Source organism: Pseudomonas syringae group sp. 26L6 (assembly GCF_032587815.1).
Classification (GTDB): Bacteria; Pseudomonadota; Gammaproteobacteria; order Pseudomonadales; family Pseudomonadaceae; genus Aquipseudomonas; species Aquipseudomonas amygdali.
The window spans coordinates 1-21479 of record NZ_JAWHPJ010000020.1 but is presented as its reverse complement, the minus strand read 5'-3'; the positions used below and the strand labels follow the sequence as shown (position 1 = coordinate 21479).

At 58.0% G+C, this 21479-nt stretch carries 15 protein-coding genes and 1 pseudogene; 6 read left to right on the top strand and 10 right to left on the bottom strand.

Going from position 1 to position 21479, the window contains the following annotated elements; translation table 11 throughout:
- Positions 1-138: 138 nt before the first annotated feature.
- From RYA97_RS11015 to RYA97_RS10990, 6 genes and pseudogenes are all read right to left on the bottom strand, one after another.
- Positions 139-840 carry an ABC transporter ATP-binding protein gene (locus tag RYA97_RS11015; RefSeq protein ID WP_002554807.1) on the bottom strand — a complete coding sequence of 234 codons (702 nt, stop codon included), beginning with the start codon at positions 838-840 and terminating at the stop codon, positions 139-141.
- The gene (gene livG / locus RYA97_RS11010; protein ID WP_002554806.1) at positions 841-1608 is read right to left on the bottom strand and encodes a high-affinity branched-chain amino acid ABC transporter ATP-binding protein LivG; all 768 of its coding nucleotides are present in this window, start codon (positions 1606-1608) and stop codon (positions 841-843) included. It lies immediately after the preceding gene.
- The gene (locus RYA97_RS11005; protein WP_316892292.1) at positions 1605-2870 is read right to left on the bottom strand and encodes a high-affinity branched-chain amino acid ABC transporter permease LivM; all 1266 of its coding nucleotides are present in this window, start codon (positions 2868-2870) and stop codon (positions 1605-1607) included. The genes livG and RYA97_RS11005 overlap by 4 nt, the downstream gene beginning before the upstream one ends.
- Positions 2867-3790: a high-affinity branched-chain amino acid ABC transporter permease LivH gene (gene livH / locus RYA97_RS11000; protein ID WP_002554804.1), complete on the bottom strand. Its 924-nt coding sequence runs from the start codon at positions 3788-3790 to the stop codon at positions 2867-2869. Before livH ends, RYA97_RS11005 begins: the two co-directional genes overlap by 4 nt.
- A gap of 227 nt (positions 3791-4017) precedes the next feature.
- Positions 4018-5142 (bottom strand): branched-chain amino acid ABC transporter substrate-binding protein, encoded by a 1125-nt coding sequence (locus RYA97_RS10995; RefSeq protein WP_002554803.1) that lies wholly within the window; start codon positions 5140-5142, stop codon positions 4018-4020.
- A gap of 76 nt (positions 5143-5218) precedes the next feature.
- A pseudogene (locus RYA97_RS10990) lies at positions 5219-5470 on the bottom strand (hypothetical protein); the annotation flags it as partial.
- Here RYA97_RS10990 and RYA97_RS10985 point away from each other — a divergent pair.
- Positions 5469-5774 (top strand): DUF2288 domain-containing protein, encoded by a 306-nt coding sequence (locus RYA97_RS10985; protein ID WP_002554802.1) that lies wholly within the window; start codon positions 5469-5471, stop codon positions 5772-5774. The pseudogene RYA97_RS10990 and the gene RYA97_RS10985 sit on opposite strands and share 2 nt — an antisense overlap.
- 114 nt (positions 5775-5888) lie before the next feature.
- On the opposite strand, the gene RYA97_RS10980 is transcribed toward RYA97_RS10985, so the two are convergent.
- Entirely contained in the window at positions 5889-8180 is a 2292-nt protein-coding gene (locus RYA97_RS10980; protein WP_005743237.1) for a putative bifunctional diguanylate cyclase/phosphodiesterase, read from the bottom strand.
- 232 nt (positions 8181-8412) lie between these two features.
- Between RYA97_RS10980 and RYA97_RS10975 the strand changes: the two genes are divergently transcribed.
- Entirely contained in the window at positions 8413-9792 is a 1380-nt protein-coding gene (locus RYA97_RS10975; protein ID WP_316892290.1) for an MFS transporter, read from the top strand.
- 556 nt (positions 9793-10348) lie between these two features.
- Here the strand turns inward: RYA97_RS10975 and rapA are convergent.
- Positions 10349-13195: an RNA polymerase-associated protein RapA gene (gene rapA, locus RYA97_RS10970; RefSeq protein WP_005732270.1), complete on the bottom strand. Its 2847-nt coding sequence runs from the start codon at positions 13193-13195 to the stop codon at positions 10349-10351.
- Positions 13196-13429: 234 nt separating this feature from the next.
- On the opposite strand from rapA, the gene RYA97_RS10965 reads away from it, so the two are divergent.
- Entirely contained in the window at positions 13430-13768 is a 339-nt protein-coding gene (locus tag RYA97_RS10965; RefSeq protein ID WP_005743241.1) for a hypothetical protein, read from the top strand.
- 89 nt (positions 13769-13857) lie between these two features.
- Entirely contained in the window at positions 13858-14013 is a 156-nt protein-coding gene (locus RYA97_RS10960) for a hypothetical protein (protein ID WP_005743242.1), read from the top strand.
- 230 nt (positions 14014-14243) lie between these two features.
- On the opposite strand, the gene RYA97_RS10955 is transcribed toward RYA97_RS10960, so the two are convergent.
- Positions 14244-15899: a type III helper protein HopAK1 gene (locus tag RYA97_RS10955; RefSeq protein ID WP_230016691.1), complete on the bottom strand. Its 1656-nt coding sequence runs from the start codon at positions 15897-15899 to the stop codon at positions 14244-14246.
- A gap of 171 nt (positions 15900-16070) precedes the next feature.
- Entirely contained in the window at positions 16071-16541 is a 471-nt protein-coding gene (locus RYA97_RS10950; RefSeq protein ID WP_005743244.1) for a MaoC family dehydratase, read from the bottom strand.
- A gap of 368 nt (positions 16542-16909) precedes the next feature.
- Here RYA97_RS10950 and fadD2 point away from each other — a divergent pair, with 368 nt between their 5' ends.
- A complete protein-coding gene (gene fadD2 / locus RYA97_RS10945; protein ID WP_117140189.1) occupies positions 16910-18598 on the top strand; it encodes a long-chain-fatty-acid--CoA ligase FadD2 in 1689 nt (562 codons plus the stop codon).
- Between the two features lie 355 nt (positions 18599-18953).
- The gene (gene fadD1, locus RYA97_RS10940; protein WP_004657538.1) at positions 18954-20645 is read left to right on the top strand and encodes a long-chain-fatty-acid--CoA ligase FadD1; all 1692 of its coding nucleotides are present in this window, start codon (positions 18954-18956) and stop codon (positions 20643-20645) included.
- Positions 20646-21479 lie beyond the last annotated feature (834 nt).

The window sequence follows — 21479 nt, the reverse complement described above, 5'->3', positions numbered from 1 at the left end:
GTGCATCACAAGGGGGAACGGCCAGACCTGCGCCGCAGTGTGACGCGGAGCGTCACGAAAGGCATTACCACGCAGAGCGTGGTAATGAGAATCATCGTGGCCCATCCTGGTTCTGAACGTTAATGCGCTTCGCAGCGCTTACCCGCCCAGATACGCATCCCGCACTTTCGGATCGACCAGCAGTTCTTCGCCGGTGCCTTGCATCACCACACGACCGTTTTCCAGTACATAAGCGCGGTCGGCGACTTTCAGCGCCTGATTGGCGTTCTGTTCGACCAGAAACACCGTCACACCATCGCGACGCAACTGTTCAACGATCTCGAAAATCTGCTGGATGATGATCGGAGCCAAGCCCAGCGAAGGCTCGTCGAGCAACAGCAGCTTGGGCTTGCTCATCAACGCACGACCGATGGCCAGCATCTGCTGTTCGCCACCGGACATGGTGCCGCCGCGTTGATTGAAGCGTTCCTTGAGGCGCGGAAAGAGCTGCAGGACCTTGTCCATCTGCTCCTGATAATCAGCTTTTTCCGTGAAGAAACCGCCCATCGCCAGGTTCTCTTCAACGGTCAGACGCGCAAACACGCGACGGCCTTCCGGTACTACGGCGATACTCTTGCGCATGATGATCGACGACTCCAGGCCGACCAGCTCTTCGCCCATGTAGCGAATACTGCCGCTGTGCGCGCGTGGTGAGCCGCACAGGGTCATCAGCAGCGTGGACTTGCCTGCGCCGTTGGCGCCGATCAGGGTGACGATTTCGCCCTGACGCACTTCCACGTTGACGCTGTGCAGCGCCTGGATCTTGCCGTAGAAAGTGGAAACGTTTTCGAACTGCAGCATTTACGCTTCCCCCAGATAGGCTTTGATCACATCAGGATTGTCACGAATCTGTTCTGGCGTTCCGTCTGCCAGAGGCGTGCCCTGATTGATCACCACAATGTGGTCGGAAATGCTCATCACCAGTTTCATGTCGTGCTCGATCAACAGGACCGTAGCGTTGTGCTCGCTGCGCAACACGCCGATCAGGGCTTTCAGGTCGTCGGTTTCTCTGGGGTTCAGCCCGGCTGCCGGTTCGTCGAGCATCAGAATGCGCGGGCGCGTCATCATGCAGCGGGCGATTTCCAGACGGCGTTGCTGACCGTAGGCCAGTGTACCGGCAGGGCGGTTAGCGAATTCCTTGAGGTTGACGGCTTCCAGCCAGTGCTCGGCGTAGTCCATGGCTTCGCGTTCGCTGCGGCGAAACGCCGGGGTTTTGAACAAACCGGCCAGGAAGTTGGTATTCAAATGCCGATGCTGGGCAACCAGCAGGTTCTCTACAGCGGTCATTTCCTTGAACAGGCGCACGTTCTGGAACGTACGCACCACGCCCTTGCGAGCAATCTGGTGACCGGCCAGGCCTTGGATGGGCTCGCCGTCCAGCAGAATAGTGCCTGCGCTTGGCCGGTAGAAACCGGTCAGGCAATTGAAAACGGTGGTCTTGCCCGCGCCGTTGGGGCCGATCATCGACACGACCTGCCCTTGATTGACGGTCAGGGCAACGCCATTGACCGCCAACAGGCCGCCAAAACGCATGCTCAAGCCGGTGGCTTGCAATAATGGGCGGCTCATTTCGGCAGCTCCGTTTTCAATTTCATTTCAGGCCGTTGCATGGGCAGGAAGCCTTGAGGGCACCAGATCATCATCAGCACCATCAGCGCGCCGAACATCAACATGCGGTAGTCGCTGAACTCGCGCATCAGTTCAGGCAGCAGAATCATCACGATGGCGGCCAGGATCACGCCCAGCTGCGAGCCCATACCGCCGAGCACGACGATGGCCAGGATGATTGCCGATTCGATGAAGGTGAACGATTCCGGGGTGATCAGACCCTGACGTGCGGCAAAGAAGCTGCCTGCAAAACCGGCGAACGCAGCGCCAAGGGTGAACGCCGAGAGCTTGATCACGGTCGGATTCAGCCCCAGCGCACGACAGGCGATCTCGTCTTCACGCAGCGCCTCCCAAGCCCGGCCGATCGGCATGCGCAGCAGGCGGTTGATGACGAACAGTGCCGCCAGCGCCAGCAGCAGGGCGATCAGGTAAAGGAAGACGACCTTGTTGATCGAGTTGTAAGGCAGGCCGAAGAACTCGTGGAAGGTCTGCATGCCCTCGGCGGCCTTGCGCTCGAACGTCAGGCCGAAGAAGGTCGGCTTGTCGATGTTGCTGATGCCGTTCGGGCCACCGGTCAGCTCGGTGAGGTTGCGCAGGAAGATGCGGATGATCTCGCCGAACCCCAGCGTCACGATGGCCAGATAGTCACCGCGCAGGCGTAGCACCGGGAACCCCAGCAAGAACCCGAACAGCGCCGCCATCAGGCCCGCAATCGGCAGGCAGATCCAGAAGCCGAGCCCATAGTAGTGGGACAGCAAGGCGTAGCTGTAGGCACCGACTGCATAGAAACCGACATAGCCCAGGTCCAGCAGACCGGCCAGACCGACCACGATGTTCAGGCCCAGGCCGAGCATGACGTAGATCAGGATCAGCGTGGCGATGTCCACCGCACCGCGCGACCCGAAGAATGGCCAGATGAACGCCAGCACGATCAATGCGGCCAGGCCCCAGCGTTGGGTTTTCGGCTGAGTCAGGAAATCGCTGGTCTTCTGCGAGATCAACGGCTTTTCGGTACCGCGGCGCATGCTGCCGATCTGTTCTGCGAACAGTACGCGCAAGAACAGCATGACCGAGCAGAAGGCAATGATGGTCAGGGTCAGCGGGCTGGCGTTCTGCACTTGCAGGGTGACGCCGGAAAAGGCCAGTTTCAGGCCGAACACCGGGTAGGCCACGGCCCAGACCAGTGCGGCGCTGAACAGCGCCTGTTTGAAAGACTTGCTCATACTTTCTCAACCTCCGGACGACCCAGGATGCCGGTCGGTCGGAACAGCAGCACCAGAACCAGCAGACCGAAGGCCACGACGTCCTTGTACTGATCACCAAAAATGTCGGCACCGAAGGCTTCGGCGACGCCCAGTACCAGGCCACCGAGCACAGCGCCCGGGATCGAACCGATACCGCCCAGTACGGCAGCAGTGAAGGCTTTCAGGCCGACCAGAAAGCCGGCGCTCGGGTTGATCACGCCGTACTGCATGCTCAGCAGCATCGCCGCGACGGCAGCCAGTGCAGCACCGACCACGAAGGTCAGGGCAATGATGTTGTTGGTGTTGATCCCCAGCAGGTTGGCCATTTTCATGTCCTCGGCACAGGCGCGGCAGGCGCGGCCCATGCGTGAGCGGGAGATGAACAGGGTCAGGCCGGTCATGGCCAGCAGGGTGACGACAAAGACCACGATCTGCATGTAGGAGATCAGCACTTCCTGAGCACCACCGGGCCCGAACGACAGGCTGCCGGGCAGCAGGTTGGGGATGGCGAAGTTGCCGGAGCCCTGGGAAAGCTGAACCGAGTTCTGCAGGAAGATCGACATGCCGATTGCAGAAATCAGTGGAATCAGACGGTTGCTGTTGCGCAACGGACGGTAGGCCACACGCTCGATGCTGTATCCGTAGGCACTGGTTACGACGATGGCTGCGGCGAAACCGGCAATCATCAGCAACGGCAGGCTGTGAATACCCAGCATCGCCAGACCGGCGAGCGCCATGAAAGCTACATAGGAACCGATCATGTACACCTCGCCATGGGCGAAGTTGATCATTCCGATGATGCCGTACACCATCGTGTAGCCGATGGCGATCAATGCATACGTACTGCCAATGGTCAGGCCATTGACCAGCTGCTGCATGTAGTGGAATAACTCGGGCATTTACCGCGCTCCTAAAAACCTGATCTGCATTTCTCTGACCTGCGCCGGGGTGGCATTCTGTCGATGCGTAGCCTGTCGCGCTGTCAGGGAACCGCTGTTGACGGTTTTAAGATTTTCAGGGGGCCTCGTGCATGCAGTTCGGGTCGCCGAAATGTGCGTACGGGCCTGGATTCGTAAAACAAAGCCCACTGCGCTGGCAGTGGGCTTTGAGGGTTAACGCAAGCAGCTTATTTGGCGGCTTCGGTCTTGGGTTTGCCGAAGTGCCACTCGTAAACCACGAACTGGAAGTTCTTCAGATCGCCTTTGTCGTCGTAGCTCAGCTCGCCCATCGGGGTCTTGAAGGTGCCAGCATGGATGGCAGCAGCCACCTTGGCGGTGTCTTCAGACTTGGCGGCGGCGATGCCATCAGCAATGACCTGAACGGCGGAGTAGGACGGGTAGACGAACGGGCCGCTCGGGTCTTCTTTCTTGGCCTTGAAGGCTTCGGTCAGCGCCTGGTTGGCCGGGTCCTGGTCGAAGGATTTTGGCAGGGTGACCAGCAGGCCTTCCGAAGCATCGCCGGCGATCTGCGAGATGGACTCGTTGCCGACGCCTTCAGGGCCCATGAACTTCGCGTTCAGGCCTTTTTCCTTGGACTGGCGCAGGATCTGACCCAGCTCCGGGTGGTAGCCGCCGTAGTAGACGAAGTCGACGTTGGCTTGCTTGAGTTTGGCAATCAGCGACGAGAAGTCCTTGTCACCTGCGTTGATACCTTCGAACAGAGCAACCTTGACGCCTTTTTTCTCCAGCGTCTGCTTGACTGCTGTCGCGATACCTTCGCCGTACTGCTGCTTGTCGTGAATCACAGCAACGATTTTCGGCTTGGCGACGTCGGCAATGTAGTTGCCTGCGGCCGGGCCCTGGGCGCTGTCGAGACCGATGGTGCGGAATACCAGTTTGTAGCCGCGTGCGGTGATTTCCGGGCTGGTGGCAGCCGGGGTCACCATGATGATGCCTTCGTCTTCGTAAACGTCGGACGCTGGCTGGGCGGAGCTGGAGCACAGGTGACCGACCACGTATTTCACGCCGTCGTTGACCACCTTGTTGGCGACCGCAACGGCCTGTTTCGGATCGCAGGCGTCATCGTATTCGACGGCTTCAAGCTTTTTGCCATCCACGCCGCCTTTGGCGTTGATCTGCTCGATGGCCATTTTGGCACCGTTGAACTGCATGGTGCCGTATTCGGCAACCGGGCCGGTCTTGGGGCCGGCGATGCCGATCTTGATGGTGTCAGCTGCGAACGAATGGCTGGCAACCCCCGCCATAACCAGTGCGGCAAACAGCCTTGAAAGCTTATTGGTACCCTTAGTCATGATGCTCCACTCTTGCGTTGTAGTTTTTATAATCCTGATGGCCAAGGCTCCAGGACCGGATTCGATCACCGGTTCTCCCACGCCGCCAACTGTACCGGAACAGTTTAGAGTGCCGCTCGTTGGCTTGGAAAGCCGGGCGTTTGGGGACAAACCGATGCGTGTCGCTTAATCGAAAGAAAGTTACAGAATCAAACCGCCTGAGGCCCTGAAATCGCTTCAGATCCATAAGGTTATCTGCACTTTCCCGCGATAAATCACCTGCTTCTGGGCTTGCCGATGGGAAAGTCGGCGCTATCATTGCGCCGATTTTCTTTCTGGTGAAACCCATGACGCAAGAACCTAGCACCCTCTATGCCAAACTGCTTGGCGAAACCGCATCAATCACCTGGACTGAATTGCAACCATTCTTTGCCAAGGGTGCCCTGTTGTGGGTCGAACTGCCTCTGGATTTGATCGAAGTTGCCGAGGCCGTGGCCGAAAATGATGCAGTGAGGGTGTCTGCATGGCTGGCTGAAGGACAGGTCGGCAAGGTCTCGGAAAGCAAGGCGCTTGAGCTGGTGGAGACCGATCCTTCGCTCTGGGCTGTAGTGGTGGCACCTTGGGTTCTGATTCAAAACAGAGCGCAGGATTGATTTGCGCACCATTTAGGTGCCTGACGATTTGCCGGAGTGAGTTGGAAGGTAACTGTCCCGGCGTCGACGTAGCGTAAAACCACACCTGCCGACCAGTGACTACAAAGCGTAGCGTCAGGTACGGACGGGCCTGTGACTGGCAAATTCGTCATTGTCGGTCAGGTCGGCAAACACATCGGCAGGTTCTGAAACGTCGATGTCCGGGCCGTGCATGTGCGGTGGTGGCAGGGCAGACCAACGGGTAGTCGGTTCGCGCTCGTTCATCTGTCTGGCAAGGGGCAGGATTCGCTCCAGTGGCTGAGGCTTGCTGAACAGATAGCCTTGTACGTAATCACTGCCGAATCGGCTGAGAAACTCAAGTTGAGCCGGGGTTTCCACGCCTTCCGTGACGACTTTCAGGTGCAGGGTATGAGCCATGACGAGAATCGCCTGGACGATTTCCATATCCTGTGGAGATTGGGGAATATCAATGATGAATGATCGATCGATCTTCAGCGTGTCCAGTGGCAGCCGCTTGAGATAGGCAAGCGATGAGTAGCCGGTGCCGAAGTCGTCAATCGACAGGGAGACCCCCAGGCTGCGAATGTGCTTGAGCATCAGAATGGTATTGCTGATATTGCCCATCAACGCATTTTCGGTCACCTCCAGTTCCAGTCGGCCAGGTGCAACGTCGGCGTCGGCCAGTGCCTGCTCGACCTCTTCGACCAGTTCGTCGCGGCCCAGCGTGAGTGCCGAGCAGTTGACTGTGATGATCAGCTGTTCCAGCCCTTCCTGACGCAGTGTGCGCAGGTCGTGACAGGCGCGGCGCAGCACCCAGTTATCCAGCTCGGCGATCAGCCCGTTGGCCTCGGCAATGCCGATGAAGCGCCCGGGAGCCAGCAAACCGTGTTGCGGGTGATTCCAGCGCACCAGTGCCTCCAGCTTGGCAACGTGGCCAGTATGCATGTCGACGATAGGCTGATAATAGACCTGCAGACCGGTCTCTTCGCGCAGGGCATTGCGCAGTTCCTCCTCCAGATGCAGTTCCAGGCTGGCCCTGGTCTTGAGCGCGGGGCTGAAGAAATTGACCCTGTTGCGTCCGTTGCCCTTGGACTGGTAAAGCGCGAGGTCTGCGTGTTTGAGCAGTTCATCGCAGGTTGAACCGTCACGCGGGAACACGGCGATACCGATACTGGTCGTCATGACCATGCGCCTTCCTGCCAGCGCGATGGTTTCCTTCATTTTTTGCATGACCCGATAGGCCAGGTGTCGTGCCTCTTCGTAGTCCGGAATGCTGAGCAGGATGCAGAATTCATCGCCGCCGAAACGGGAGACCACGTCTTGCACACGGGTGGCGCTGCGGATGCGTTCGGCAATCACCTTGAGCAGTTCGTCACCGGCGTCATGGCCCAGACTGTCGTTAATGCGCTTGAAGTGGTCGATGTCCAGAAACATCACTGCAAGCATGCCGTTGTTGTAGGTGTGCTCCTGCAGCTTTTCGGCAAATATCTGATTGAAGCCCCGGCGGTTGATCAGGTTGGTCAACGGGTCGTAATGGGCCACCTGCTGAAGCGAGACGCGGGCCTGATCCAGCTGGCTGAGCAGCGCGTTGACGCGTTGCAGGTCGTGCTCCTTGCCCTGCAGTTTCTTGTCGGCCATTGCCGCGCTGATGCTGCCGGCGATGATAAGCAGGGTGATGGCGGCAATGGTAAGCCCAAGCTGCTGGCTGTTTTCGGTGCCGGGGATGTGCAGCGCAGCGCCTTCGGGCATGACCAGTCGCAGTGCCCTCATGCCCATCAAGTGCATGGTCAGCAAACCCGCACCCAGCAGAAGACTCACCCCGTAGCGGAACATCTGATGAAACATGCCGTTGTACTGACGCAGATGCCGGGACAGTGTCAGCAGAGCAATGCTGGAAAGGACGGCAACCACGATCGACAGCGCGAACATCCGTGGTTCGTAGTACTGCGTGGCAGCGGAGCGCATCGCCGACATGCCCAGATAGTGCATGACACTGATGCCGGTCCCCATGACCAGCGAACTGATCAGACAGCGCCTGAGCGTCAGCTCAGGGATGGTCAGGGCTCTCATGGCCACCAGTGCAGTGATCAGCACGATCAGCAGGGAAGCCAGCGTGACTGTCAGGTCGTAAGAGATTTTCAGCGGGGCCTCAAACGCCAGCATGCTGATGAAATGCATCGCCCACACGCCGCCCGCCAGGCATAACGCGCCCAGTGCTTTCCACAGGCGACGGCTCTTGATGGCGTCGACCTGAATGACGCGGTCGGCAATATCCAGCGTGGCGAAGGATGCGGCGCAAGCCACACCGTAAGCCAGCGCTACCAGAAACAGGTTATGACTGCAGTCGATTAATAATTGCCCGTCCGCTGGGAGGCCAGCGAATACGTTCAAACCCAGCCACTCCATAGCGCGCCCTATTCTCACTACAAGAGCGCCAAGCCTCAGGACCTGGCGATTTGAGCTGAGTATAGAAGCTGTTTACAACCTGCCACCCCTGCGAGCGGCCATTTTGATATTGACTCAATAACGAATAGTTATAAAAGGCCATCATGTCCTATGCGTAGTTACGAATGTTTACAGACAGATAGCGCTTCTGCTTCTAGATTGAAGTGACTGAGAGTCAAGGGATGGATGCCTTATGAACACGCTCCAGGCTGAAAACGCTACTCAGGCTGCCAATGCCTGGCGCGTGCTGTTCCTGTTTTTTCTGGCCAATCTGTTCAACTTCTTTGATCGCACCATCCCGGCGATTATCGTCGAGCCCATTCGTCTGGAATGGCATTTGAGTGACTTTCAACTGGGGTTGCTGGGGACCGCATTCACGCTGGTCTACGCTTTCGCTGGTCTGCCATTGGGGCGCATGGCCGACAACGGGTCGCGCAAGAAGCTCATGGGCTGCGGTCTGGCGGTCTGGAGCGGGTTGACTGCGGTTAATGGCATGGTGGGCAGTTTCTGGACCTTCCTGCTGGTGCGCATGGGCGTCGGCATAGGTGAGGCCAGCTACGCGCCTGCTGCCAACTCACTGATCGGTGATCTGTTTCCAGCCCATCGGCGTGCGCGGGCCATGGGGCTTTTCATGCTGGGTCTGCCGTTGGGGCTGCTACTGGCGTTCTTTACCATCGGCGCTATGGTCAAGGCGTTTGACAGCTGGCGCGCACCGTTCTTTATCGCTGCGGTTCCTGGTCTGTTGCTGGCCGTGTTCATCTTTTTCATCAAGGAGCCCAGGCGCGGCGCGGCTGAAAGCGTGCGGATGTCAGAGGCGAAGATTGAAAAGCCGATCCGCCGTGTGCTGTCGATTCCGACCTTTCGTTGGCTGGTGCTGGGCGGTCTGACCTTCAACTTTGCGACTTACGCCTGCAATTCATTCATGGTGCCGATGCTGCAGCGCTATTTTCTGCTGCCCTTGCAGGAAGCTGCAGTGGCGACCGGGGTTATTGTCGGCGTAACCGGGCTGATCGGTCTGACGCTTGGGGGCTGGATAGCCGACAAACTGCACCAGCGCTTTTCCAATGGACGGCTGTTGTTTGCGACCATCAGCATGTTGATCGCCGCACTGGCCACAGGCTATGCGCTGCATGCAGGGCAGATCGGGATCGGTGTGTTCGTGGGGGTGTTCAGTCTGGGCTGGCTGTTCGCTTACAACTTCTATACCTGCGTCTACACCGCTATTCAGGACGTAATCGAACCGCGCCTGCGGGCCACGGCCATGGCGCTGTTCTTTGCCGGGCTTTATTTGCTGGGTGGAGGGCTGGGGCCGGTGGTGGTCGGTTTGCTGTCTGATCACTTTGCCCATGCTGCGATGGGCGTTGCAGGTGTCGAGGTGATGAGCGAAAGCTTTAAAGCCATCGGTTTGCACGATGCCATGTACCTGATCCCGGCAGCGCTGTTTCTGACCTTGCTGTTCCTGTATCAGGCTTCGCGCTGTTTCAGCCGGGATGCCGAGCGGATGAAGGCGAGAATGGCGGCTGACGAGCCGGTGGAGGAGTTGGCGCAGGGAATTGTGGTGGCCAGGCAGTGATCGTGCTGATGCAAGAACGGACGCAGAGTTGGATTATCGTTCCTCACGCTCCCGCGTGGGAATGCCGTGCGTGACGCTCTGCGTCACAAATCTGCGCCGCACTGCACACGCAAGATCGGACGCAGAGCGTCCAGAACGGCATGCGACGCAGAGCGTCGCACGATAGTTAAGGTCATCGTTCCGCACGCTCCAGCGTGTGAATGTCGTGCGTGACGCTCTGCGTCACAAATCTGCGCCGCACTGCACACGCAAGATCGGACGCAGAGCGTCCAGAACGGCATGCGACGCAGAGCGTCGCACGATAGTTAAGGTCATCGTTCCGCACGCTCCAGCGTGGGAATGCCGTGCGTGACGCTCTGCGTCACAAATCTGCGCCGCACTGCACACGCAAGATCGGACGCAGAGCGTCCAGAACGGCATGCGACGCAGAGCGTCGCACGATAGTTAAGGTCATCGTTCCGCACGCTCCAGCGTGGGAATGCCGTGCGTGACGCTCCGCGTCACAAATCTGCGCCGCACTGCACACGCAAGACCGGACGCGGAGCGTATCAAGGCTTCAACCCGCAACCAGTACCCGGATCGCTTCCAGGCGCAGGGCTGCTTTTTCAAGCATGGCCAGGCCTTGTTCGCGCTGGCTGCGCAGGGCGACCAGTTCACTGTCGCGCACGGTCGGGTTGACCGCTTGCAATGCCGTCAGGCGAGCCAGTTCCTCTTCAGTGTCGGCTGCCAGACGACGCTGTGCTTCGGCCACGCGTTCTGCGTGTCTTGGGGTGATTTTCTCTTCGCCCGCATTGATTCTCGGGGTCAACTGGTCACGTTGCGCCTGGATGAACTTGTTGGCGCTGGCACGAGGCACGCTTTCGAGCTGATCATTGAGGGTGTTGAACGACACACGGCTCGACAGATCGTTGCCATTGGCGTCGAGCAGGCAACGCAACGCGGCAGGAGGCAGGTAGCGCCCCAGCTGCAACGAGCGAGGAGCAACCACTTCGCTGACGTAGATCAGTTCCAGCAGGACAGTGCCCGGCTTGAGCGCCTTGTTCTTGATCAGTGCCACGGCGGTGTTGCCCATCGAGCCGGACAGCACGAGGTCCATACCGCCCTGAACCATCGGGTGCTCCCAGGTGATGAACTGCATGTCTTCGCGAGACAGCGCCTGATTGCGGTCGTAGGTGATGGTCACGCCTTCGTCGTCGCCGAGCGGGAAGCTGGCGTCGAGCATTTTCTCGCTTGGCTTGAGGATCAGAGCGTTTTCCGAATGGTCTTCGCTGTCGATGCCAAAGGCGTCAAACAGGGTTTCCATGTAGATCGGCAGGCTGAACTGATCGTCCTGTTCCAGAATGGCTTCAACCAGCGCTTCGCCTTCGCCGGCGCCGCCGGAATTGAGTTCCAGCAAGCGGTCGCGACCGGTGTGCAGTTCGCTTTCCAGGCGTTCACGCTCGGTGCGGGCTTCGTCGATCAGACTTTGCCACTCGTCGTCGTCACCGCTTTCCAGCAGCGGCAGCAGGCGCGGGCCGAACTGATGCTGCAGGGCGTTGCCGGTCGGGCAGGTATTGAGGAACGCATTGAGCGCCTCGTGATACCACTGGAACAGGCGTGCCTGCGGGCTGGTTTCCAGGAAGGGTACGTGCAGCTCGATGGTGTGCTTCTGGCCGATCCGGTCCAGACGCCCGATACGCTGCTCCAGCAGGTCCGGGTGCGACGGCAGGTCGAACAGCACCAGATGGTGAGAGAACTGGAAGTTGCGGCCTTCGCTGCCGATTTCCGAGCAGATCAGGACCTGAGCGCCGAATTCTTCGTCCGCAAAATAAGCAGCCGCGCGGTCGCGCTCAAGGATGTTCATACCCTCGTGGAAGACCGTGGCCGGAATGCCGGAACGTACGCGTAGTGCGTCTTCCAGGTCCATGGCGGTTTCGGCGTGGGCGCAGATGACCAGCACCTTGACGCGCTTGAGCATTTTTAGCGTGTCGATCAGCCAGTCGACGCGTGGGTCGAAGCGCCACCAGCGCTCTTCTTCGCTGACTTCCGACTGCGACTGGAAGCTGACTTCCGGGTAAAGGTCGGCGTGTTCGCCAACCGGCAACTCAAGGTATTCCACAGGGCAGGGCAGCGGGTATTGATGCAGCTTGCGCTCCGGGAAGCCCTGCACGGCGGCACGGGTGTTGCGGAACAGCACGCGGCCGGTGCCGTGACGGTCCAGCAGTTCGCGAATCAGGCGCGCCTTGGCTTCGTCGTCGCCGGTATTCACGGCTGCCAGCAGGGAATCGCCTTCGGCACCCAGGAAGCCATGAATGGTTTTCTGAGCCGCAGCGGACAGCTTGCCCTTGTCGAGCAGCTCCTGAACGGCCTGAGCCACCGGGCGGTAGTTCTCGCTTTCGGCGCGGAAGGCCTTGAGGTCGTGGAAGCGGTTCGGGTCCAGCAGGCGCAGGCGGGCGAAGTGGCTGTCCTGACCCAGTTGCTCCGGGGTCGCGGTCAGCAGCAGTACGCCGGCAATGACTTCGGCCAGTTGCTCGACCAGCGAGTATTCGCGGCTGGCCTTGTCTTCGTGCCAGACCAGATGGTGCGCTTCGTCGACTACCATCAGGTCCCAGCCTGCTGCAAACAGGGCGTCCTGGGCTTTTTCGTCTTCGACCAGCCATTCCAGGGCAACCAGTGCAAGCTGGGTGTCTTCGAACGGGTTGCCTGCATCGCTTTCCATGAAGCGCTCGGCGTCGAACAGCGCGACCTGCAGGTTGAAGCGGCGACGCATTTCCACCAGCCACTGGTGCTGGAGGTTTTCCGGGACCAGGATCAGCACGCGGCTGGCGCGCCCCGACAGCAGTTGGCGATGGATTACCAGACCGGCTTCGATGGTTTTGCCCAGACCCACTTCGTCGGCCAGCAGAACGCGCGGCGCGATACGGTCCGCGACTTCGCGAGCGATGTGCAACTGGTGGGCGATAGGCTGTGCCCGCACGCCACCCAGGCCCCACAGCGAGGACTGCAATTGGCGGCTGGTGTGCTCCAGCGTGTTGTAGCGCAACGAGAACCAGGACAACTGGTCGATCTGGCCAGCGAACAGACGGTCGGTAGCCAGACGGAACTGGATGAAGTTCGACAGCTGGGTTTCCGGCAGTGTCACCACTTCGTTCTGCGCGTTCAGGCCGTGGTAGACCAGCAGGCCATCGACATCGTCGACTTCGCGTACGGTCATCTTCCAGTTTTCGAAATGTGTGATCACATCGCCTGGGGAGAAGCGCACGCGGGTCAGCGGCGCATTACGCAGTGCGTACTGACGTGTTTCGCCAGTGGCCGGATAGAGCACGGTCAACAAGCGGCCGTCCTGTGCCAGAACGGTGCCTAAACCCAGCTCGGCTTCGCTGTCACTAATCCAGCGTTGCCCCGGTTGATACTGCTGCGCCATGCTGCCTGTCTCCCGCTTGAAAAAGCTGAGTATGTTAACGGAACGCGCACCGAAGGCCAAAGGCAGCGTGAAAAAACTCATCTTCAGCGCTGATAACCCATCGAATTTTTAGTTCCATGACACTAATTTCACTGTCAGCGGTCGAAAAAGATCTTATAAACATTTGCTGACTATTTTAGCCCGGTTCAAGTTGCCTCGTGCACGGCCGACACCCCGGTAAGAGGAGATAAAACCATGCTGCAACCTATGCTTCCGCTAAGTGTGGTGCCTGTGACATCACAGATGGACCCGGCCAAACGCATGCCGGACATCCCGCCTGTCGCACCGGTGCAGCAAAGCTCCAACGAGACCTCCATCGACCTGCGCAACGAAGATACCGAACGCAGCGCGTTGCTGTTGCGCGAAGAACAGCAGCGTCAGCAACAGCAGCAGGGTCGAACCTCTGAAGAGGCCGAGGAATATCAGGGGTTGGTCGTTCCAGGGGATTCTCTGAACGCTGACAACACCGTTCCTGTCGTACCGCTCATCGACGACGAGCCGCGTCAGGGTCTCTGGGTGGATATTCAGATCTGATAAGCGGGAAAGCCTGGTTCTTCGCTGGTCATGGCCGCTGCGATTAAGCATTATTGGCATTGATTTCCAGTGTTCGAGAGCGGCAAGCCATGAGCGACGATGAAAAATTGATCGACCTGGGCGCAGAGCGCGCCAGACGCGTTCACGATTTGAACGACAAACGCCTCAACGAAGTGCGCAACGCCTTCGAACAGGCGATGCCTTTAAGCAGCAAAAAGCCAAAGAAAAAGCCTAAAAAACGCTGATAACTCCTTTCTGCATCATTGATCTGGATCAAGGTGCCCTCGTGCAGCTGCGTTTAACCTGATGCCATCGAATACGGCGCAACACGACGACCAGCCAGTCGTCGCCAGCTCGGTATCGGCGGCACAAAAAAGAACGACTGGCCAGGGCCAGTCATTCTGTCAGTGAGCACGCAAGGCATTTCGGGCGACCCAGGTCGCCCTTTTTTTCGTCCGTATTTCAACCCAGGCCTTTAGGCCACTGTTTTTGCGCCGGCATGAGTCAGGTTGTAGGCTCTGGCCTCTTCGGCTGTTTTCACGTCCCGGTTATAGCTCGGTGACCAAGCGGTCAGCGGTGATTTCTGAGTGAAACTGACGTTACTGCCGATGTCTTTGAAGTGGGCGTCGCCGTAGTCATCCAGCACGCCGGAGTTACTTGCCTTGTTGGAGACATCCACGCCTTTTGCGAAATAGTTGGACTGCGACAGAATCGTTGCATCCCCCGTCGCAGTGAAGCCGAGGTGGAATTTGTCGATGGAGTTATTGAACACGTCAAATTGCCCGTGACGCATCAGGCCGGGGGCCCGGACATCCAGGTTGCTGAAGACGTTGTTGGCAATGGTCATTTGCGGATAACCCTTGTAGGCGGCTTTGGCCGCCGCAGAATCATCGGGCTGGCCCAGAATCACCCCATATTCGTTGTTCTGAAACTTTGAATTGGTCAGGCTGACATTATCTGCCGTCCCGCCAACGTAGAGCAGCTTATCCAGCCCTTTGGGGTTCTGATCCTTGGTGCCTGTGTAGGTGTTCTGATCGATCCAGTACTTCTTGCCGCTGCTGATGAACATCTGCATGTCACCGTTTTCACGGTAACGGCTGTCATGGTTGAAGTTGAGGTTCTGGAAAATATCATTGCTCGCGGTTTTGCCACTGGCCAGATAGATATTGTGCAGGGTGTTGCCCTTATCGGTGCCCAACAGGGTTTTGTTGGCTCCGAAATTGATGGTCACTTTGCTGTCGGCAGACAGGTTGGCTCCCAGACGCACCGTACGAGCCGTGTCGTCTTCCATGTTTTTCTTGAGTTCCGCCACGGTATTCACAGTGACCACTTGACCGCCGTTACCGCCGGTCGTGCCAGCGTCTTTGGCGAAACCCACGATGCCCGACATGTCCGCGCCCTGGCCGTGCGCAGCCGGTGTGGCGGGTTTTGCTGCTTTAACCGTGTTATCCGGTGTGGCGGTGGTGGAGGTCGAGGTTTTCGGCAACGCAGGTTCATGGACCACTGCTGGTTTTACCGCATCGGGCCTGGTCGGTGTCTCTGGAGGAGCACTGCTTCGCTCGGCGGTGCGGGGGGCAGTGTGTGACGGTGGTGTTTGTGAAGGTGCTATTTGTGAAGGTGTAGTGGGCGTCGACTCTGTATTTTTTTGCAGTGATACAGGTTTTTCTGAAGGGTGATCGTTCTGCACTACAAAGGGTTTTTCTGCGTTGCCCTGAGGCGTCGAAGGCGACGATGACGATGAGGAAGAGGGCGATTGAGCGAGCGTCGGCGCCTGTTCGTGTTGAGTCTGTGCAGGCGGCGTAACGTCCTGTTGCTGATTGCCGCGCAAGAGAGAGAACAATTCCTTGAGGAAGTTACGAATGGCTTCCACAAGTTTGTTCAGTACTTGCTCACTGTTACCGCCCAGCATGTTTGAAGACGCGCTTGTATCAGTCGGCTGGACTCTGGAGCTTAGTGTGTTCAGCGAGGAGTGCGGACCATTGGCCTGTTGTGTCAGGCCGAAGTCGATCAGGTTGCTATTGTGGCCCGGCTTGATGCCTTGGCCTTGCGACTGCGCTTGATCGGTCTGTGCAGTGGCATCCTGCGCAGGAATCCCGGAGACGGGGTAATAGTTTCTGTTGATCATATTCATGGCTGATTTCCCCGCCTGTAGGATGAACAATTCGTGATCCGGATAGAGAGTGCCGCTGGTTTCCTGAGTGGAAAGCGCAGCAAAGCAGTTCCGGATGCATCATGAATTTTTTTGTTCAGGCCACTGGCGAGTCTGGCGTGCGCATGGTGTGGCGCACGCCCATGCGCGGTATCAGCCGAAGGTGATCTCGGGCAATACGGTCAGGTCGACCGTCTGCTGCTTGCGCGGGGCGAGGATCTCGGCTTCGCCGTCTACAACCAGCTCATCGTTCTGATTGAAAACGCGGGTTGCGATGCGCACTCGGAACTTTGGCAGTTTTTCCAGGATTTCCAGGCGCACAGTCAGGGTGTCGCCCAGTTTTACCGGTTTCTGGAAAGTCATCTGCTGACCGATGTAAATAGTGCCCGGCCCAGGCAGCTCGCACGCAACGGCCGCACTGATCAACGCACCACTGAACATGCCGTGAGCGATGCGCTCCTTGAACATGGTCTTGGCGGCATATTCGGCGTCCAGGTGAACCGGGTTGTGGTCGCCGGACATGGCGGCGAACAGTTGAATGTCACGTTCTTCCACTGTCTTGCTATAGCTGGCGGTCTGACCGACTTCAAGGGCTTCGTAAGGCGTGTTGGTGACTTGAGTCATGTGGCTGTCCTGACAATAAAAATGGATTGAAGCGGGCCGGTTCGTGCAATCCGACTTAGCCTTGATTTGTAACACTTGATGACCTGCCGCCGCCATTGCGCGGACAAGATCATTCAGACGCTTGCCGGGGCTGCCCGGATCACATTCAAGGCAAATAATAAGCGAATGTCATGAGAATACTGCTGTTGCGGTATCGATAGCCTGTTGATTAGCGGGCCATCTGCAATTGGAAGTGTATCGTCGTCGGCAGATTTCAGTCTGAACGGAGGCAAGATTCATGCTGCTGATGACGCTCGGCCGATTATTTGCCTGAGACGTTTTAACTGCTAACGTCGGGCCAGGCCTACGCAGGGAAGAGGATAAAAATAATGCAAAGTGATTTCTGGGATGACAAGCGTCCGGCAGGTGTCGACTCCGAGGTGGACTTACAGACCTATCAGTCGGTCATTGAAGTATTTGAGCGCTGCTGCAGAAAGTTTGCGGACCGACCTGCATTCAGCAATATGGGCGTGACTCTGACCTACGCCGAACTTGAGCGTCACTCTGCCGCTTTCGCAGGCTATCTGCAGCAGCACACACAATTGGTACCGGGTGACCGTATTGCCGTACAGATGCCCAATATCCTGCAATACCCGATTGCCGTCTTTGGTGCGATGCGTGCAGGTCTGATCGTGGTCAACACCAATCCGTTATACACCGCACGCGAGATGCGCCATCAATTCAAGGACTCTGGTGCCAGGGCGCTGGTGTACCTCAATTTGTTCGGCAAGCTGGTGCAGGAAGTGCTCCCCGACACTGCAATCGAACACCTGATCGAAGTGAAAATGGGCGACATGCAGTCACCTGCCAAGGGATGGCTGGTCAATACCATCGTCGACAAGGTCAAAAAGCTGGTCCCGTCATTCCATTTGCCTCAGGCCGTTGGCTTCAAGCGTGCGCTTCGCCTGGGGCGTGATAGCCGTATGCAGGTCGTACCGCGAGGTCTGGACGACGTTGCTGTGCTGCAATACACCGGTGGCACCACGGGGCTGGCCAAGGGCGCGATGCTCACTCACGGCAATCTGGTCGCCAACATGCAGCAAGTCTATGCCTGCATGCGCCAGCAGCGTCCCGAAGGCGGCTCGCTGTTTGAAGAGGGCACAGAGGTAATGATCGCGCCGTTGCCGCTTTATCACATCTATGCATTCACGGCGAACTGCATGTGCATGATGATCAGCGGCAATCACAACATCCTGATTACCAACCCTCGCGATATCGGCGGCTTCATAAAGGAGCTGGGCAAGTGGAAATTCACCGCCATGATCGGCCTCAACACACTGTTCGTGGCGCTCATGAATCATCCACAGTTCAGGAGTCTGGATTTCTCGGCGCTGAAAAGCACCAATTCCGGTGGTACTGCGCTGGTCAAGGCCACGGCCGAGCGCTGGGCGCAGATCACCGGCTGCACAATCGTCGAGGGTTATGGCCTGACTGAGACTTCGCCTGTCGCCAGTGCCAATCCTTACGGTGCTCTGGCTCGTCTGGGTACAGTCGGTATTCCGGTGCCGGGCACTGCGATGAAGGTTATTGACGACGACGGTGCCGAATTGCCCTTCGGCGAGCGAGGCGAGCTGTGTATCCAAGGGCCGCAGGTCATGAAGGGCTACTGGAACCAGCCGGCTGCCACCGCCGAGTCACTGGATGCGCAAGGCTGGTTCAAGACTGGTGACATTGCGGTGATTGGTGCCGACGGATTCGTCAGTATTGTCGACCGCAAGAAAGACTTGATCATCGTGTCTGGCTTCAACGTTTACCCCAACGAAATCGAAGACGTGGTCATGGCCCACCCGAAAGTCGCCAACTGCGCCTGTATCGGTGTGCCGGACGAGCGTTCGGGGGAGGCCGTAAAACTGTTTGTGGTGGCGCGCGAGCCGGGGTTGAGCGTTGAAGAGCTCAAGGCCTTCTGCAAGGAGAATTTTACGGCTTACAAGGTACCCAGGCATATTGTCCTGAGGGAATCGTTACCGATGACGCCGGTAGGCAAGATTTTGCGCCGGGAGCTTCGTGACATCGCCTGAGTCACCTAATCGTCTCTATTTGTGTACATGACCCCGTTTGCAGGTTGCTGCATGCGGGGTCTTGTTTTTTGAAAAACCCTTAATTATGGGGAGCGACCGCTCTGTTCCGGTGCTTTCGTGGTGGTTATTAATATTCTTTTAATGTTTTAAAAATGACTGATTTATAGATTATGGTCTTTTTGATGACTGCGTGGCCTTCTTAAGCCTCTAGTCGACGTTTGGCAAAGCTGCTACTCTCGGCGCGCTTTTTGATCAGTCATAAAGCGAAAAAAGCGTCTACTGCATAATTCCAAGCACAAGAAAATCATCGCTTCAGGCGATGTGAAGAATTCGCTATCGCTACGGAGCCGACTGAATGATTGAAAACTTCTGGAAGGATAAATATCCGTCTGGTATCCCCGCCGATATCAATCCTGACGAGTATCCCAATGTCCAGGCTGTCCTGAAGCTGTCCTGCCAACGCTTCGCCGACAAACCGGCGTTCAGCAATCTGGGCAAGACCATCACCTACGGCGAACTGTATGAGCTGTCCGGCGCGTTCGCTGCCTGGATCCAGCAACATACCGACCTGCAGCCGGGTGATCGCATCGCTGTGCAGTTACCCAACCTGTTGCAGTACCCGATTGCCGTCTTCGGTGCCATTCGCGCCGGGCTGATCGTGGTCAACACCAACCCGCTGTACACCGCGCGGGAAATGGAACACCAGTTCAACGACTCCGGCGCCAAGGCGCTGGTGTGTCTGGCAAACATGGCGCACCTGGCCGAAAAGGTCGTGCCCAAAACGCAGATCAAGCATGTCATCGTCACTGAAGTGGCTGACATGCTGTCGCCGCTCAAGCGTTTGCTGATCAACAGCGTCATCAAGTACGTGAAGAAAATGGTCCCGGCCTATCACTTGCCCAAAGCCGTCAAATTCAACGATGTTCTCGGCAAGGGGCGTGGCCAGCCAGTGACCGACGTGTCGCCCGGCAGCGCCGATGTTGCTGTGCTGCAATACACCGGCGGCACCACCGGTGTGGCCAAGGGCGCAATGCTGACTCATCGCAACCTGATCGCCAACATGTTGCAGTGCCGGGCGCTGATGGCTTCAAACCTTGGCGACGGGTGTGAAATCATCATCACGCCCCTGCCGCTGTATCACATCTACGCCTTCACCTTTCATTGCATGGCGATGATGCTGCTCGGCAATCACAATATCCTGATCAGCAACCCGCGTGATCTGCCAGCGATGGTCAAGGAGCTTTCGAAATGGAAGTTCAGCGGCTTTGTCGGCCTTAACACGCTGTTTGTGGCCTTATGCAATAACGAGGGTTTCCGCAACCTCGACTTTTCGGCGTTGAAAGTTACCCTGTCCGGCGGCATGGCCCTGCAGCAGTCCGCTGCCGAACGCTGGAAGCAGGTCACTGGCTGCCAGGTCTGCGAAGGCTATGGCATGACCGAGACCAGCCCGGTGGCTACGGTCAATCCCGCTAAAGACGTGCAGATGGGCACTATCGGTATTCCTGTGCCGTCGACGCTGTGCAAGGTTATCGACGATGCTGGCAACGAGCTGGCGTTCGGTGAAACCGGCGAGTTGTGCATCAAGGGCCCTCAGGTCATGAAAGGCTACTGGCAGCGCCAGGAAGCCACCGATGAAATGCTCGACAGTGATGGCTGGCTCAAGACCGGTGACATCGCGATCATCCAGCCCGATGGCTACATCCGGATTGTCGATCGCAAGAAAGACATGATTCTGATCTCCGGTTTCAATGTATACCCCAACGAACTTGAAGACGTGCTGGCCACGCTCCCGGGTGTGTTGCAATGCGCGGCGATCGGCGTGCCGGACGAGAAGTCAGGCGAAACCATCAAGGTTTTCGTCGTGGCCAAACCGGGCGTTACCCTCACCAAGGAACAGGTCATGGAGCACATGCGCGCCAACCTGACCGGCTACAAGGTGCCGCGTAGCGTGGAATTCCGGGAGGTCCTGCCCACTACCAACGTCGGCAAGATCCTGCGTCGCGAGCTGCGTGATGAGGAATTGAAGAAGCTGGGCGTGAAGAAGTAGGGCGGAGCGCCGCACGATAGTTGCGATTATCGTTCCCACGCTCCAGCGTGGGAATACAGGTCTCGACGCGGAGCGCCGCACGATAGTTGAGATTATCGTTCCTCACGCTCCAGCGTGGGAATACAGGTCTCGACGCGGAGCGCCGCACGATAGTTGAGATTATCGTTCCGCACGCTCCAGCGTGGGAACGCAGGTCTCGACGCTCTGCGTCGCAAAAAGGACGCGGAGCGTCCGGAAAGGCATGCGACGCAGAGCGCCGCACGATAGTTGAGATTATCGTTCCTCACGCTCCAGCGTGGGAATGCAGGTCTCGACGCTCTGCGTCGCAATGAGGACGCGGAGCGTCCGGAAAGGCATGCGACGCGGAGTGCCGCACGATAGTTGAGATTATCGTTCCGCACGCTCCAGCGTGGGAATGCAGGTCTCGACGCTCTGGCGCAGCGTCCGGAAAGGCATGCGACGCGGAGCGCCGCACGATAGTTGAGATTATCGTTCCGCACGCTCCAGCGTGGGAATGCAGGTCTCGACGCTCTGGCGCAGCGTCCGGAAAGGCATGCGACGCGGAGCGCCGTACGATAGTTGAGATTATCGTTCCGCACGCTCCAGCGTGGGAATGCAGGTCTCGACGCTCTGGCGCAGCGTCCGGAAAGGCATGCGACGCGGAGCGCCGCACGATAGTTGAGATTATCGTTCCGCACGCTCCAGCGTGGGAATGCAGGTCTCGACGCTCTGCGTCGCAAGAGGACGCGGAGCGTCCGGAAAGGCATGCGACGCGGAGTGCCGCACGATAGTTGAGATTATCGTTCCGCACGCTCCAGCGTGGGAATGCAGGTC